Genomic DNA, 16,495 nt, shown 5'->3' on the forward strand with positions numbered 1-16,495 from the left:
CTGGTCTTCTGGCACCGGTCCGTCCTCATCATCGGGTCGCGAACGAAAGCAGCGATATCTCTATGTGGTTTCGAACTCCTCGTCGATGAGGTCGAGCAGTCTGTCGACCGACACCGTCTCGATGTCCTCGCCCGACGGACGGGGATCCGAGGGCGTGAAGGGCGTGGAGCGCCGAAGCGTGGAAATGATTTTCTCCAGGCGGTCCGCGATCACCTGGCGTTCGGAACCGTCCGCGGGCACCGACCGGATGACGGACTCGAAGCGGGTGAGTTCGTCGTCCGCCGAACCGGTCGTGGCGGTGGGCGGCGCGGTGAGGAGCGCCGCGAGATGACCGGCGACCAGGACCGGTGTCGGGAAGTTGAAGACGAGCGTGCCGGGGAGGCTCCGGCCGGTGAGCGAGCCCAGCCGGCCGGAGAGTTCGACCCCGGCCAGGGAGTCGAAGCCCATCTCCTTGAAGACCTGGTGGGCGCCGACCGCGTCCGGGCTGCCGTGGCCGAGCACGGCCGCGGCTTCGGTCCGTACGAGGTCGAGCAGATGGCGGGCCCGCTGGGCCTCGGGCATGTCCTCCAGGCGCCTGCCCGGTATGGGTGTCCCCCCGTCGTCGGCCCCCGGCCTGGCGGCGGGCGGCCGTACGGTCCTCGCCGCCGTGGCCGGTGTCCGCGAGCCGTGGCGGGACGCCGGGGCCCCGCCGGCCCCGGGGGGCTCCTGCGGGGCGGGGGCCCTCTCGCCCGGCGAGAGTGGCCGTACGCGCAGCTCCTCGACCGTGAGCACCGGGGCTCCTGAGATGTCGTCGGCCCGCAGCGCCATCGCGCCGTCGTCTCCCGGGGAGAGCCGGATCCGCAGCGCGGTGGCCCCGAAGGCGTGCAGGGAGACCCCTCGCCAGCGGGCGGGCAGACTGCCCCCGCCGTCGGTCATGGCGGCGTGCCGGGCCGCGTCCAGCAGGGCGGGGTGCAGTCCGTACGCCCCCGCGTCGGCCGTCCCCGGGTCGAGGGCGACCTCGGCGTACCGTTCGTCGCCGTGCCGCCACAGGGCGCGCAGCCCCTGGAAGGGCGGGCCGTAGTCGAAGCCCTGGTCGGCGAGGCGCTCGTAGTGGTCGTCGAGGTCCACCGGCTCGGCGCCCTCCGGCGGCCAGCGGTCCGTACCGGCTGCCGGCTCCCGGCCGGTGTCCCCCCAGTCCGGGGTCAGTACCCCGGTGGCGTGTTCGGTCCACGGCGCCTGGACGGCGCGATCGGTGCCCCCGGGCCTGGAGTGGACGGTGACGGTGCGCCAGCCGATCCCGTCGGCCTGGGAGAGGCGTACGAGCAGCCGTACCGGGCCGTGCTCGGGCAGGACGAGCGGTTCGGTGAGGGTCAGTTCCTGGATCCGGCCGCAGCCGGCCTCGTCGCCCGCGCGGATCGCCAGTTCGACGAAGGCCGTTCCCGGCAGGGGGATCCGGCCGGCGATGGCGTGCCGGGCGAGCCAGGGGTGGGTACGGGTGGAGAGCGTACCGGTGAACACGAGCCCTTCGCCGTCGGTGAGTTCGAGTGCGGCGCCCAGCATCGGGTGCCCGGTGGCGCCGGTGCCGGCGGTGTCCGCGGTTCCGGTCGGCGGCGGGGCGGGCCAGTGGCGCTCGTGCTGGAAGGCGTAGGTCGGCAGGTCCACCCGGCGGGCGCCGGTACCGGCGAAGAAGGCGTGCCAGTCGAGCGGCACACCGGCCGTGTACAGCCGGCCCAGCGCGGTGACGAGGGCGGTCTCCTCCGTACGGTCCTTCCTCAGGGCCGGTACGACGGTCAGGTGCCGGGCGGGCCGGCCGGGACCGTCCGGACCGTTTCGGCCCGTACCGTCCTGGGCCGCACTGTCCTGGGCCAGGCTGTCCTGGGCCATCGCGGAGAGCACGCCGCCGGGGCCCAGTTCCAGCAGGACGTCGGTCCTCGCGTCGCGCAGTGCCCGGACGCCGTCGGCGAACCGGACGGTTTCCCGCACATGGCGTACCCAGTACTCGGGTGTGCCGAGCTGCCCGGTGGACAGCTCCCCGGTGAGGTTCGAGAGCACCGGCACGGTGGGCTCGTGGAAGGCCAGCGACGCCACGACGGAACGGAATCCGGGGAGCATCGGGTCCATCAGCGGGGAGTGGAACGCGTGCGAGACCGGGAGCCGCTTGGTCCTGCGCCGCCGGGCCGCGAAGTGTCCCGCGGTCTCCAGGACCGCGCTCTCCTCCCCCGCGATCACGACGGACTCGGGTCCGTTGACGGCGGCGACGGACACCCGGTCCTCCCGCCCTGCGAGCAGCGGCAGGACCTCGTCCTCGGTGGCCTGTACGGCGACCATCGCGCCGCCGGCCGGCAGGGCGTCCATCAGCCTCGCGCGGGCCGCGACCAGCCGGCAGGCGTCGGCCAGCGAGAACACGCCCGCCACATGGGCCGCCGCGATCTCGCCGACCGAGTGGCCGCCCACGGCGGCGGGGTGTACACCCAGCGACTCCATCAGACGGAAGAGCGCCACTTCGACGGCGAAGAGCGCGGGCTGGGTCCAGCGGGTGCGGTTCAGCGGCTCCGGGTCGTCGCCCCACAGGACGGCGCGCAGCGGGCCGTCGAGACGGGGGTCCAGTTCGCGGAACACCTCGTCCAGCGCGGCCGCGAAGACCGGGAACCGCTCGTACAGTCCGCGTCCCATACCGAGCCGTTGGCTGCCCTGGCCCGGGAAGAGCACCGCCGTGGTGCCTTCGCCGGCCGCCCCGCGGGCCGTCGCGGTGACGCCCCGCCCGTCCGCGAGCAGGACCGCGCGATGGCGCAGCGCCGCCCGGCCGGTCGCGAGGGAGTAGCCGATGTCGACGGGGCCGGGCCCGGGGCGGGCGGCCACGAAGTCCGTGAGCCGGGCGAGCTGGTCGTCCAGGGCGGTTTCGGTGGCGGCCGAGACGAGCCAGGGCACCACGGCGGGCGTGGCGGCGCGCGGGTCCTCGTGCAGGCCGTCGTGCGGGCCGTCGTGCGGGTCCTCGTGCAGGCCGTCGCGCGGGTCCTCGTGCAGGCCGTCACGCGGGGCGTCGCCCGGGGCGGTGCGCGCGTCGTCGTGCGGGGTGTCGCCCGGCGCGGTGTACCGGTCTTCTCCGGCGGCGGCCGGGGCCGGTGCGGGGGCCTGCGGGGGCTCCGGGGCCGGGGGCTGCTCGATGATCAGATGGGCGTTGGTGCCGCTGATGCCGAAGGACGAGATCCCCGCGCGCCGGGGACGGCCGTCCTCCGGCCAGGGAGCGGCTCCGGTGAGCAGTTCCACCCCGCCCGACCAGTCCACGTGCGAGGTGCGCCGGCCGGCATGGAGGGTCGGCGGCATCACCCCGTGCCGCAGGGCGAGCACCATCTTGATGACTCCCGCGACCCCGGCCGCCGCCTGGGCGTGGCCGATGTTCGACTTGAGGGAGCCGAGCCGCAGCGGCCGGCGCGGGTCGCGGTCCCGGCCGTAGGTGGCGAGCAGCGCGTGCGCCTCGATGGGGTCGCCCAGTTTCGTACCGGTGCCGTGCGCCTCGACGACATCGACCTCGGCCGGGGTGAGTCCCGCGTCGGCCAGCGCCGCGCGGATCACCCGTTCCTGGGCCGGGCCGCTCGGTGCGGTCAGCCCGTTGGACGCGCCGTCCTGGTTGACGGCGGAGCCGCGCAGCACCGCGTGGATCTCGTGTCCGGCGCGGCGGGCGTCCGAGAGCCGTTCCAGGACGACGATGCCGACGCCCTCGGCCCAGGCAGTGCCGTCCGCGTCGTCGGAGAACGCCTTGCAGCGGCCGTCGGGGGCGAGGCCGCCCTGACGGGAGTAGCCGATGAAGCCGGCCGGGGTCGACATGACGGTCACTCCGCCGGCGAGGGCCATCGAGCACTCCCCCGCGCGCAGTGACCGCGCGGCCCAGTGCAGGGCGACGAGTGAGGAGGAGGACGCGGTGTCGACGGTGACGGCCGGTCCTTCGAGACCGAGGTGGTAGGCGAGCCGTCCCGAGGCGACGCTCGGCGACAGCCCGGTCATGGCGTGGCCCGCGAGATCCTCCGCCGACCGCTGGGTGACGGTGGCGTAGTCCTGGCCGTTGGTGCCGACGAACACACCGGTGCGGCTGCCGCGCAGGGTGTACGGATCGATCCCGGCCCGCTCCACCGCCTCCCAGGACGTTTCGAGCACCTGGCGCTGCTGCGGGTCCGTGGAGACGGCCTCGCGGGGCGACATGCCGAAGAACGCGGCGTCGAAGTCGGCGGCCCCGTGGAGGAATCCGCCCTCGCCGGTCACACTGCCGCCGGGTCCCCCGCCGGCCAGCGCCTCCAGGTCCCAGCCCCGGTCCCCGGGGAAGGCGGAGATCGCGTCGCGGCCCTCCAGGACCAGATCCCACAGTTCCTCCGGGGAACGGACCCCGCCCGGATAACGGCATGCCATCCCGACGACCACTACCGGGTCTTCATCGGCTCCGATCGTCATGACGTTGCACTCCCCTGGGGAAAGTCGGGCCTCGGACATCTCTCCGTGCCGGATCGTACGGTTGGCGGAGCTGTACTTTTCCCTAAGGAATTCGGGGTCCCCGGAAGGAAGACTAGGGATTCTCCGGAGCCTGGTGTGAGACCAAGTAACTGTCCCGCCCGATCGCGTGGCGTGGCCACCCGGCGACCGGCCGGGTGGGTACATGTGGCGCCGAGCCATCGGACCGCCACTTCCGAAGGGTGTTGGTGGTGTCCATGGGCTCGATCCGGCGGCCGATCCTGTTCGTCAGCTATGCCGAAAGCGGTCTTCTCAATCCACTGCTGGTACTGGCGCAGGAATTGTCGCGGCGCGGAGTGGAGGATCTGTGGTTCGCGACCGATGAAAAGGGGCGCGACGATATCGCGGCGGCCAAAGCGGGAACTCCCGTGGAGTTCGCGTCACTCGGCGGGGTCGTCTCCCAGATGTCGGCCGTCACCTGGGACGACAGGACCTATCAGGAGGTGACGCAGCGCTCCCGGTTCAAGGCGCACCGCGCGGTCATCAAGCACTCGTTCGCGCCCGGGTCCCGGGTGGAGAAGTACCGGCGGCTGGAGGCCGTGGTCGACGAGGTCAGGCCGGCCCTGATGGTAATAGAGAGCATGTGCCAGTTCGGCCATGAGCTGGCCATCACCAAGAAGATCCCGTTCGTGCTGGGCGTGCCGTTCGTGCCCAGCAATGTGCTCACCTCGCATGTGCCGTTCGCCAGGTCGTACACCCCGCGCGGCTTCCCGGTGCCGCACTCGGGTCTTCCGCTGGACATGAACCTCACCCAGCGGGTGGCCAACCAGCTCTTCCGGCTCCGGACGCTGGGGATGTTCATGACCTCCTCGATGCGGAAGGTGGTCGCGGAGGACAACCGGATCCGGGAGGAGCTCGGGATCGCGCCCGAGGCGCGCCAGATGATGGCGCGGATCGACCATGCCGAGATGGTGCTGTGCTACTCGGTGCCCGAGCTGGACTATCCGTTCCCCGTGCCGGAGAAGATGCGGCTGGTCGGCGCGATGGTACCGCCGCTGCCGCAGGCACCGGACGACGGCGGTCTCTCCGACTGGCTGTCGGCGCGCGAGTCGGTCGTGTACATGGGGTTCGGTACGATCACCCGGCTGACACGGGAGCAGGTCGGCGCGCTGGTGGAGGTGGCCCGGCGGCTGGCAGGGCGCCACAGCGTCCTGTGGAAACTGCCCCGGGAGCAGCAGGAGTTGCTGCCCCCGCCGGAGACGCTCCCGGACAATCTGCGGATCGAGAACTGGGTTCCCTCGCAGCTCGATGTCCTGGCCCACCCGAGTGTCAAGGTGTTCTTCACCCATGCCGGCGGCAACGGCTACCACGAGGGTCTGTACTTCGGGAAACCGCTGGTGGTGCGGCCCCTGTGGGTGGACTGCGACGACCAGGCCGTCCGGGGCCAGGACTTCGGCGTCAGTCTCACCCTCGACCGTCCGGAGACCGTCGATCCGGACGATGTGTGCGACAAACTCACCCGCGTCCTGGACGAGGACTCGTTCCGCGAGCGCGCGGAGCACTTCGGAGAGCTACTGCGGGCGGCGGGCGGCCGGCAGGCCGCGGCGGATCTGCTGCTCGGCCTGCCGGCACTCGCCACCCACTGATCGGGGTCTTCCATGTCTTTCACCCATCCGGTTTCCCGGCCCTGGCTCGGCGGGCGGGAACTCGACTATGTGACGGAGGCCGTCCGCGACGGCTGGATCTCGTCGCAGGGACCGTATGTGCGCCGGTTCGAGGAGGCGTTCGCCCGGTACAACGGGGTGGCGCACGGCGTCGCCTGTTCCTCGGGGACGACGGCGCTCACCCTGGCGCTGCGCGCGCTCGGGGTCGGCCCCGGCGACGAGGTGATCGTCCCCGAGTTCACGATGATCGCGAGCGCGTGGGCGGTGACCTACACGGGCGCGACGCCCGTCTTCGTGGACTGCGGGGACGATCTCAATATCGATGTCTCGCTGATCGAGGAGCGGATCACCCCCCGGACCAGGGTGATCCTGCCGGTGCACATCTACGGGCGCCGGTGCGACATGGACCGGATCATGAACATCGCCCATGACTACAACCTGCGGGTGGTGGAGGACTCCGCCGAGGCGCACGGGGTGCGCCCGGTCGCGGACATCGCCTGCTTCTCGCTCTTCGCCAACAAGATCATCACGGCCGGCGAGGGCGGTGTCTGTCTGACCGACGACAGCCGGCTCGCCGAACAGATGGCCCATCTGCGCGCGATGGCCTTCACCGAGGACCACAGCTTCCTGCACAAGAAGCTCGCCTACAACTTCCGTATGACCAGCATGCAGGCCGCGGTGGCGCTGGCGCAGACCGAGCGGCTCGACACGATCCTGGAGACCCGCCGGGAGATCGAGCGGCGCTACGACGAGGGTCTGCGGGACATCGACGGGATCACCCCGATGCCGCCGCGCGAGGTGCTGTGGATGTACGACCTGCGCGCCGAACGCCGTGAGGAGCTGCGTGACTTCCTCGCGGCCGAGGGCATCGAGACACGGGTGTTCTTCAAGCCGATGAGCCGGCAGCCCGGCTACTACGACGCCGACTGGCCGGCGCTGAACGCCAGCCGGTTCAGCGAGGACGGCTTCTACCTCCCCACCCACACGGGACTGACCGCGGAGGACCAGGAGTTCATCACCGGCAGGATCCGCAAGTTCTACAGCGCCGCATGAGCCCCGCGCGGAACACCGCGGCGCTCCTCTCCGTACGACACCGGACGTTCCGATCCTCAGGGGAAGCCGAGACATGACAACTACCGACAGGTGCCCGGTCGCCTTTCCGCTGCGGCGGCCCGGCCGGCCCTTCCCACCCCGGGAGTACGCCGACTTCCGGCGGGCGGACGGGCTGGTCCGGTCGACGCTGCCCAGCGGTGTCCCGGTCTGGCTGGTGACCCGGCACGAGGACGTCAGGGCGGTGCTGACCGATCCGAGGATCAGCTCCAACCCCTCGCATCCGGGCTTCCCCCGGGCGGCGAGGACCGGTGGTGTGCCCTCGCAGGACCAGGTGCCCGGCTGGTTCGTGGCGCTGGACCCGCCCGAGCACGGCCGGTTCCGCAAGACGCTGATCCCCGAGTTCACGGTCCGTCAGATCAGGGAGATGCGGCCCGCGATCCAGCGGATCGTGGACGAGCGGATCGACGCGCTGCTCGCCGCGGGCGACACGGCCGACCTGATCGCGGACTTCGCGCTGTCCGTACCGTCCCTGGTCATCTCCGATCTGCTCGGGGTGCCCCACGCGGACCGTGACTTCTTCGAGGCCAAGACCCGGGTGCTGGTCACGCTCACCTCGACGGACGAGCAGCGGGAGTCGGCGACCAAGGCGCTGATGCGCTATCTCGACCGGCTGATCACCATCAAACGGCAACGTCCCGGCGACGATCTGACGAGCCGGCTGCTGGCGGACGGCACCATCTCCCGGCAGGAGCTGACCGGGGTCGCGATGCTGCTGCTGATCGCGGGCCACGAGACGACCGCGAACAACATCGGGCTCGGGGTGGTCACCCTGCTCGCCAATCCGCGGTGGATCGGCGACGAGCGGGCCGTGGAGGAGCTGCTGCGCTACTACTCGGTGGCCGATCTGGTGGCCTTCCGGGTGGCCGTGGAGGATGTGGAGATCGGCGGGCAGCTCATCCGGGCGGGTGAGGGCATCGTGCCGCTGGTCGCGGCGGCCAACCATGACGGGACCGTCTTCGAGCGCCCCGACGAGTTCGACCCCGAGCGGTCCGCGCGCTCGCATGTGGCGTTCGGCTACGGGGTGCACCAGTGCCTCGGCCAGAACCTGGTCCGGGTCGAGATGGACATCGCCTACCGGACCCTGTTCGCGCGGATTCCCACGCTGGAGCTGGCCGTGCCGGTCGAGGAGCTGCCGCTCAAGTACGACGGAGTGCTGTTCGGGCTGCACGAGCTGCCCGTCCGCTGGTCGACGACGGAGGACTGACGTGCGTATCGATGTGGACACCGAACGGTGTGTGGGGGCGGGACAGTGTGTGCTGTCGGCTCCCGAGGTGTTCGACCAGGACGACCACGGCATCGTCATGGTGCTGGAGGATCCGGCGGACGAGCCCGCGCGGGACGCGGTGCGGCAGGCGGGCATGGTCTGTCCGTCCCAGGCGATCACGGTGAAGGAGGGCTGAGCCGCCCCGGCGGCCCGGTCCGTACGGGAACGGCGAACGGGCTCTGCCCCCACCCGGTGGTGGGGGCAGAGCCCGTTCCGTGCCGGGGCGCCCGGCCCCCGGCTCCCTACCAGGTGACCGGCAGCTCGGTGAGGCCGGCGGAGAGCTGCCCGCCCAGCACCTGGAGCTCCTCCACCGGGAGCGCGAGACGCAGTCCGGGCAGACGTGTGAAGAGCAGCGTGTACGCCGTCCTGAGCTGCATCCGGGCCAGCGGGGCCCCGATGCAGTGCCACATCCCGTGACCGAACGTCAGATGCGGATTGGGCGAGCGGGTGATGTCGAACAGCTCCGGCTCGTCGAAGACCTGACGGTCGAAGTTGGACAGGGTGAAGTCGAGCAGCACCAGATCACCGGCGTGTATGGTCACGCCGCCGATCTCGACGTCCTCGCCCGCGTACCGGGGCAGCACCGACCCGCCGGCCTTCGCCGAGCGCAGGATCTCCTCCACCGCGCCCGCCATCAGCCGCGGGTCGCCCAGCGCCGCGTCGCGCTGGCCGGGATGGAGCGTGAACAGGACGACTCCCAGGTCGACATGGCCGGCCACGGCCTCCAGCCCGGCGAACAGGACCCCGGCCGCGACCGGGCCGATGCGCTCGTCGGACACCTCGCTCGCGCAGAGCCGGGAGATCACGTCGTCGCCGGGCTCCGCGCGCTTGCGGCCGGCCAGTTCCACCAGATAGCCGAAGAGGTCCCGCAGTCCGTCCTGGACACCTCCGGGGTCGTCGAGACCGCCCATCCGGGAGAGCAGGGTGACCAGCAGGCCGTGGTCCTCGGGGGGCACCCCGAGGAGTTCGCAGAGCACGGCCAGAGAGAACGGCAGCGAGAAGCCGCCGTGCAGATCGGCGGGCGGCCCCTGTCCGAGAAAGCTCTCCAGCACGCCTTCGGCGATGGCCTCGACCCTCGGCATCAGATCGAGCACGCGCCGGGCGGAGAAGTTGGGGGTGAGCAGCGCGCGGGTCTCGGTGTGCAGCTTCCGCGCCAGCTCGAAGTCGTCCAGCACGAGCATGTCCAGGAACGGGTTCTGCACATAGCGCGGCGCGGTCGCGGGCGTGCGGTGGGCGCGGCCCAGCCGTTCGTCGTGGAGCAGCGCCTTGAGTTCGGCGTGCCGTGTCACCAGCCAGCCCTCGTCACCGGCGGGGGTGCGCACCTTGCGGACGGGGCCACGGGTCTGGAGGTCGCGCAGCAGGGGGCTCAGTCGCAGGACGGCGGGCTGCTCGGCCTGGAGCGAGGGCAGTTCACCGGACGTGGTCATGGGGGGGGTCTCCTCGGGACATGGGTGCTGGTGTGGTCGCCGCGCCGGACCCGTCCGGGCCGGCCCGGCGCCGCACGGACCGGACCGGCTCGGCCGGCCCGGGTCCGGGGTCGGTCCGGGTCCGGGGTCGGACCCGTGCGGCACGGGCCGGCGCGTGCGGGTGCGGGTGGCCTAGACCTTGGTGGCCGCCGGGAGGGTGGAGAGCCACTCCTCGATCGCCCGCGCGGTCAGCGCGGAGTGTTCCTTCGCCAGGGAGAGATGGTTCGCGTCGATGTCGTGGATCTCGTCGGCGGGCACCGACGTGGTGTCGAAGAGGAAGCCGTCGAACGACCGTGTGCACCGGACCAGCAGTGTCGGGGCGCTGGTGGGCACCGTCTCGATGTCGGTCATCGCCATGAACCAGTGGGCCATCGCGGAGAGCCTGGCGCTGTTCAGCGTGACCGACGGCGAGTCGATGTCGGCCAGGTAGTACTGCGTGGTCCTGTCCAGGTCGTTGCCCTCGCCCACGCGGTAGCGGATGCTCGCGGTGTCCAGCAGGACGACGGCCTCGGGCTTGATCCCCCAGGTCTCCTCCAGCACCCCGGCGGCGAGATAGGCGAGGGAGCCGCCCGTCGAGTGCCCGACCAGGACGAAGGGTTCACCGTCACTGGCGTGCAGGGCGCTCTCCGCCACCACGCGTGCCGCCGCCGCACTGGTGGCGGGCAGCGGCTCACCGGGCGCGAACCCCATGAGCGGCAGGGCGGAGACATGGCGCCTGCCGCGGAAGTGGGCCGCGATACGGGCGTACTGGTGGACACCTCCGGTGGCACCCGGCGCGCTGACGAAGACCAGCCGTGGACTGCTCGGGCCCTCGGCCAGGGTGACGGGGAGCGACAGCTCCTCCAGATCGGCGGGGTTCTCGAAGGTCGGCCGGGTCTTGGCCACCGCGACCAGCATCCGCATCGCCTCGACGAGCTTTCCGCCCTGGACGCCCCGGTGGAAGAGCCCCTCCAGCGTCTCCTCGTAGTCGTGGGCCGGCCGGGCGACGGCGGAGGCGCCGCTCGCGGTGGCCGGGCCCGGACCCGGGGCGAGCTGCGCGGCGATCTCGCCGTGCAGCCGGCGGGCGAGTTTGACGGGTGTCTCGTTGTCGAACACCACCGAGGTCGGCAGCCTCAGTCCGAGCACCTCGGCGAGCTGGTTGCGCAGCCCGACGGAGACCAGCGAGTCGAAGCCCAGTTCCAGGAAGCTGCGTTCGGGGTCGACGCCGCTCGCGTCACGGTGGCCGAGCAGTCCGGCGGTGTATCCGGTCACCAGCTCCACGAGCAGGTTCTCCTGCCCGGCCGCGTCGAGCCCGCGCAGCCGCTCCCGCAGGGTGACCGGGGACCGGCCGTCGGCCGCCGCGGCGCGCCGGGTACGGGGGATCAGCTCCCGCCAGAGCGCGGGCAGCGCCTGCTGCGCCTGGAGCCCCGCCACATTGATCCTGGTCGGCACGATCGCGGTCCCGGCACGCGCGACGGCGGCGTCGAAGAGCGCCAGGCCCTGGTCGAGGGCGAGGGGCGGCATGCCGCCGCTGGCCATCCGCGCGAGATCGGCCTCGCTGACATGGCTGGTCATGCCGCTGCCCCGGCCCCAGGGGCCCCACGCGAGGGAGAGCGCGGGCAGTCCCCGGCTCGCGCGGTGGTGGGCGAGGGCCTCCAGATAGACGTTGGCTGCGGCGTAGTTGCCCTGTCCGGGGCTGCCCACCACCCCGGAGACGGACGAGTACAGCACGAACGCGGACAGGTCCAGTTCGCGGGTGGCCTCGTGCAGATACCAGGCGGCGTCGGCCTTGGGCCGCAGGACGCGGTCCAGCAGCTCTGGGGTCAGTGAGCCGGTCAGCGCGTCGTCCAGCACACCGGCGGTATGCACGACCGCGGTCAGCGGATGGCTGTCGGGGACGGCCGCGAGCAGCGCGGAGACCGCGTCCCGGTCGCCCACGTCGCAGGCGACCGCACGGGCCTCGGCGCCCCGTTCCGCCAGGTCGGCCAGCAGTTGTGCCGCGCCGGGCGCCTCGGGGCCGCGCCGGCTGGCCAGCAGGAGATGCCGTACGCCGTGCTCGGCGGCGAGATGGCGCGCGAGCTGTCCGCCGAGACCGCCCGTACCGCCCGTGATCAGTACGGTGCCGTCGGGGTTCCAGGGGCGCGCCGTGCCCTCGGCCGCGGAGGGTGCCTCGTTCTCGGGGGGTGCCTCGTTCTCGGGCAGCCGGGTCAGCCGCCCGACGCGCACGGAGTTGGCGCGTACCACCGTCTGCTGTTCGTCCAGGGCGAGCACTCCGGGCAGCACGCCGGCCGACAGGAAGGCGTCGTCCATGTCGACCAGCAGGAAGCTGCCCGGGTTCTCGGTCTGCGCCGACCGTACGAGGCCCCAGACCGCGGCGGCGGCCAGGTCCTGGACGTCCTCGCCGTCGAGGGCGACGGCGCCGCGCGTGACGAAGACCATCCGCGAGCCCGCGAGCCGGGGCTCGTCCAGCCACTCCTGGAGCAGGCCCAGCACCCAGGAGGTCAGGGCGCGCACCGACTCGGGTCCGCCCAGGGCGGGATCGCCGACCACGGGCACCAGGAAGACATCGGGGGCGACACCGCTGTCGCCGACCGCGCCGGTCAGGGACTCCGCGTAGGCGCTGACGGTCTCGTCGGCGCGGTGCATCGCGTATCCCAGGTCGAGTTCGTCGGCGCCGACGACCGCCCAGCGGGTGCCGGTGACGGGCACCGCGCCGGCGGCGGGCACCCAGTCGAGGGCGTACAGCGCGCCCGGTTCCGTGCCGCTCCCGGCGGGTGCGGGGGCCGGCTGTCCGCCGACCGGGCCGAGCAGCAGCGAGTCCACCGTGAGCACCGGGGCTCCCGCCGCGTCGACGGCGCTCAGCGCCACCGTGTCCTGGCCGGTGGCGGTGATCCGTACGCGCAGGGCGGAGGCCGCCGCCGCGTGCAGGGTGAGTCCGCTCCACGCGAGCGGAACGGGGGCGGGGGGCGTGCCGTCCGCGTCGAGGGCGCCCGCCGCCCGGAGCGCGGCGTCCAGCAGCGCCGGGTGGATCCCGAACGCGGCGGCGTCCTCGGCCCCCGCGGGCAGCGCCACCTCGGCGAACACCTCGCCCGCGCGCCGCCAGAGGCCGGTGAGTCCCTGGAAGACGGGTCCATGGCCGAGTCCCGCGGCGCGGAGCCGCTCGTGGAGTCCGGCGGGCTCGACCGGTTTCGCGTCACGCGGCGGCCACTCGGCGGTGTCGAACCCGGCGCCGTCCTCGCCGGGACCGTCCGCCGGGGAGAGCACACCGCGCGCGTGCGTCGTCCACGCCGCGCCGTCCCGGCCGTCCTGGTCCGCGGGGCGGGAGTGGACCGTCACCGTGCGGTGTCCCGAGCCGTCGGCCGCGCCGACCCGCACCTGGGTGGTGACCGCGCCGTGCTCGGGCAGCACGAGCGGGGCGAGCAGGGTCAGTTCCGCCACCCGGCCGTGCCCCGACTGGTCCCCGGCCCTGATCGCCAGTTCGGCGAAGGCCGTGCCCGGCAGCACGGTCCGGCCCCCGATCCGGTGGTCGCCCAGCCAGGGGTGCGAGCGCACCGACAGACTGCCGGTCAGTACGGTCTCGTCGGACTCCGCGATCGTCACGGCGGCGCCGAGCAGCGGATGCCCGGCGGAGGCCAGTCCCAGGGCCGAGGCGTCCCCGGGCACCGCCCTGACGGTGGGCCAGTACCGCTCGCGCTGGAACGCGTACGTCGGCAGCTCCACCCGCCGCGCGCCCGTGCCGGAGAACAGTTCGGCCCAGTCGACCGGGATCCCCCGTACATACAGACCGGCGAGCGCGGTGAGGGCCGTGGTCTCCTCGGAGCGGTCCCCGCGCAGCACGGGCAGCGCGGTGATGCCGATGCCGGTGGTCCCCGGGCCCGCGATCTCCGTGCCCGTGGTCGCCGGGCCGGTGGTCCCGGGGCCGGTGGTCTCCGGGTCCTGGAGGCAGTCCGGTACGAGGGCGGAGAGCACCCCGTCCGGGCCCAGCTCCAGAAAGGTCCGTACGCCCCGCGCGGCCAGGGTCCGCACCCCGTCGCCGAACCGTACGGTCTCCCGGACATGGCGGACCCAGTAGTCGGGGGAGCCGAGTTCGGCCGCCGAGGCGGGTTCACCGGTCAGATTGGAGACGACCGGTACGGCCGGCTCTCCGAAGGCCAGCCCCGCCACCACGGCGCGGAACTCGTCGAGCATCGGCTCCATCAGCGGGGAGTGGAAGGCGTGGCTCACCGAGAGCCGGGTGGTCCTGCGGCCCTGGGCCGCGAACCGCTCCGCGATGGCGTTCACCGCGTCCTCGGCACCGGAGACGACGACGGCCTCCGGGCCGTTGACCGCCGCGAGGGAGACCCCGTCCGTCAGCAGCGGGGCGACCTCGTCCTCGGTGGCCCGTACCGCCACCATCGCGCCGCCGGCGGGAAGCGCGCGCATCAGCCGGGCCCGCGCGGCCACCAGCCGGCACGCGTCGGCGAGCGGGAACACCCCGGCCACATGGGCGGCCGCGATCTCCCCGACGGAGTGACCGGCCAGGAAGTCCGGCGTGACGCCCCAGGAGCGGGCCAGCCGGTACAGCGCGACCTCGACGGCGAACAGCGCGGGCTGGGTGAAACCGGTGTCGTCCAGGAGGCCCGGGTCGTCGCCCCACATCACCTCGCGCAGCGGACGGTCCAGTTCCCGGTCCAGCTCTGCCAGTACGGAGTCCAGCGCCTCCGCGAAGACGGGGAAGCGCGCGTACAGCTCCCTTCCCATGCCGAGCCGCTGCGATCCCTGGCCGGAGAAGAGCACGGCCAGCGGGCCCTTGGCGGTGACACCCCGGGCCGCCTCGACCGGCGGCTCGCCGTCGGCGCGGGCCAGCAGCACCGCCCGGTGCTCGAAGGCCGAGCGGGTCGTCGCCAGTGAGTACCCGATGTCGAGGGGGCGGGACCGCGCCGGGCAGGAGCCGGATTCCGGAGTTCCGTCGGCGAGGGGCCGGATCCGGTCGAGCTGCGCGTCGAGTGCCGCCGCGCTTCTGGCCGAGACGGGCCACGGCACGGTCCCCGCCACCACGTCCGGTGTCCGTTCCCGGCCGTCCTCCGGCCGGGGGTCCGCCGCCCCCGGGGGCGGCGCCTCCTCGACGATCACATGCGCGTTGGTGCCGCTGATCCCGAACGACGACACACCGGCGCGGCGCACCCGGTCGCCCCCGGGCCACTCGACCGCCTTGGTCAGCAGCCGTACGTCACCGGCCGACCAGTCCACGTGCGAGGAGGGCGCGTCGACATGGAGGGTCCCCGGCAGCACGCCGTTGCGGAGCGCCAGGACCATCTTCATCACGCCCGCGACCCCGGCCGCGGCCTGGGTGTGGCCGATGTTCGACTTGACCGTGCCGAGCCGCAGCGGGTGCCGGGGATCGCGGTCCCTGCCGTAGGCGGCGAGCAGGGCGCCCGCCTCGATCGGATCGCCCAGGGTGGTGCCCGTACCGTGCGCCTCGACCGCGTCCACATCCGCCGGGGAGAGCCCGGCGGAGGCCAGGGCCTGGCGGATGACCCGCTGCTGCGACGGACCGTTGGGCGCGCTCAGACCGTTGGACGCGCCGTCCTGGTTGACGGCGCTGCCGCGCAGCACCGCGAGGACGGGGTGTCCGTTGCGCCGGGCATCGGAGAGGCGCTCGACCATGAGCATGCCGACGCCCTCGGACCAGGCGGTACCGTCGGCCGCGTCGGAGAACGCCTTGCACCGCCCGTCGGCGGCGAGTCCGCCCTGGACGCTGAACCCGGCGAAGCTCGCCGAGGTCGCCATGACCGTGACACCGCCGGCCAGCGCCAGCGCGCACTCGCCGTTCCGTACGGCCTGCGCGGCGAGATGGAGGGTCACCAGCGACGACGAGCACGCCGTGTCGAGTGTGACGGCGGGCCCTTCGAGCCCGAGGACGAAGGACAGCCTGCCCGACAGGACGCTCGCCGCGAGGCCGTTGCTCGCGTAGCCGCCCATGTCGTCCCGCGAGGCGAGGACGAGATGCGCGTAGTCCTGGGCGTTGGTGCCCACGAACACCCCGGTCCTGCTGCCGCGCAGGGTGACCGGGTCGATGCCGGAGCGCTCGATCGCCTCCCAGGAGACCTCCAGGAGCAGCCGCTGCTGCGGGTCCATGGCGAGCGCCTCGCGCGGCGGGATCCCGAAGAAACCGGGGTCGAACTCCGGTGCCTCGTGCAGGAAGCCGCCCTCCTGGGTGGCGCTGCGCCCGGGCCCGTCACCGGCGAGGGTCTCCAGGTCCCAGCCCCGGTCGGTGGGGAAGCCGGAGATCGCGCTGCGGCCCGCGGCGAGCAGCTCCCACAGGTCCTCCGGGGTCCGGACGCCGCCGGGGAACCTGCATCCCATTCCGACGATCGCCACCGGTTCGTGGCGGCCGGATTCGGCTTCCTGGAGCCGTTGGCGGGTCTGGTGCAGATCCGCCGTGACCCACTTCAGGTAATCGACGAGTTTCTTTTCGTCCGGCATGGTCCGTGAACCTTCCTGAGATGTTTCGCGTGCGAAGGGAGTGCGGCCGGGGCGGGGGACCTGCGGCAAAGAAGCGGGGGCGGGTCCGGGGTGGTGACGCGGGGCGGCGCGGTGGGACGGGCGGG

6 protein-coding genes and 1 pseudogene are annotated in these 16,495 nt (G+C 72.9%); 4 read left to right on the forward strand and 3 right to left on the reverse strand.

The window, feature by feature from the left end; all coding sequences use genetic code 11:
* Nucleotides 1–60: 60 nt before the first annotated feature.
* Nucleotides 61–4,407, reverse strand: a pseudogene (locus tag ACFYYH_RS24665) (type I polyketide synthase); the annotation flags it as partial.
* Between the two features lie 269 nt (nucleotides 4,408–4,676).
* Here ACFYYH_RS24665 and ACFYYH_RS24670 point away from each other — a divergent pair.
* The 4 genes from ACFYYH_RS24670 (at nucleotide 4,677) to ACFYYH_RS24685 (ending at nucleotide 8,596) form a co-directional block, all read left to right on the forward strand.
* The gene (locus ACFYYH_RS24670; protein WP_388554907.1) at nucleotides 4,677–6,065 is read left to right on the forward strand and encodes a glycosyltransferase; all 1,389 of its coding nucleotides are present in this window, start codon (nucleotides 4,677–4,679) and stop codon (nucleotides 6,063–6,065) included.
* Between the two features lie 12 nt (nucleotides 6,066–6,077).
* Entirely contained in the window at nucleotides 6,078–7,136 is a 1,059-nt protein-coding gene (locus ACFYYH_RS24675) for a DegT/DnrJ/EryC1/StrS family aminotransferase (protein WP_388554910.1), read from the forward strand.
* A gap of 73 nt (nucleotides 7,137–7,209) precedes the next feature.
* The gene (locus ACFYYH_RS24680) at nucleotides 7,210–8,400 is read left to right on the forward strand and encodes a cytochrome P450 (protein WP_388554913.1); all 1,191 of its coding nucleotides are present in this window, start codon (nucleotides 7,210–7,212) and stop codon (nucleotides 8,398–8,400) included.
* Nucleotide 8,401: 1 nt separating this feature from the next.
* Nucleotides 8,402–8,596 carry a ferredoxin gene (locus ACFYYH_RS24685; protein ID WP_388554916.1) on the forward strand — a complete coding sequence of 65 codons (195 nt, stop codon included), beginning with the start codon at nucleotides 8,402–8,404 and terminating at the stop codon, nucleotides 8,594–8,596.
* Between the two features lie 106 nt (nucleotides 8,597–8,702).
* On the opposite strand, the gene ACFYYH_RS24690 is transcribed toward ACFYYH_RS24685, so the two are convergent.
* Entirely contained in the window at nucleotides 8,703–9,887 is a 1,185-nt protein-coding gene (locus tag ACFYYH_RS24690) for a cytochrome P450 (protein WP_388554918.1), read from the reverse strand.
* A gap of 171 nt (nucleotides 9,888–10,058) precedes the next feature.
* Nucleotides 10,059–16,439 carry a type I polyketide synthase gene (locus ACFYYH_RS24695; RefSeq protein WP_388554921.1) on the reverse strand — a complete coding sequence of 2,127 codons (6,381 nt, stop codon included), beginning with the start codon at nucleotides 16,437–16,439 and terminating at the stop codon, nucleotides 10,059–10,061.
* Between the last annotated feature and the right edge of the window lie 56 nt (nucleotides 16,440–16,495).

This window comes from Streptomyces sp. NPDC002018 (assembly GCF_042890865.1).
Classification (GTDB): Bacteria; Actinomycetota; Actinomycetes; order Streptomycetales; family Streptomycetaceae; genus Streptomyces.

Coding starts and splice junctions, on each gene's coding strand:
- ACFYYH_RS24690 (WP_388554918.1), bottom strand. CDS start 9,887: ATGACCACGTCCGGTGAACTGCCCTCGCTCCAGGCCGAGCAGCCCGCC.
- ACFYYH_RS24675 (WP_388554910.1), top strand. CDS start 6,078: ATGTCTTTCACCCATCCGGTTTCCCGGCCCTGGCTCGGCGGGCGGGAA.
- ACFYYH_RS24670 (WP_388554907.1), top strand. CDS start 4,677: ATGGGCTCGATCCGGCGGCCGATCCTGTTCGTCAGCTATGCCGAAAGC.
- ACFYYH_RS24680 (WP_388554913.1), top strand. CDS start 7,210: ATGACAACTACCGACAGGTGCCCGGTCGCCTTTCCGCTGCGGCGGCCC.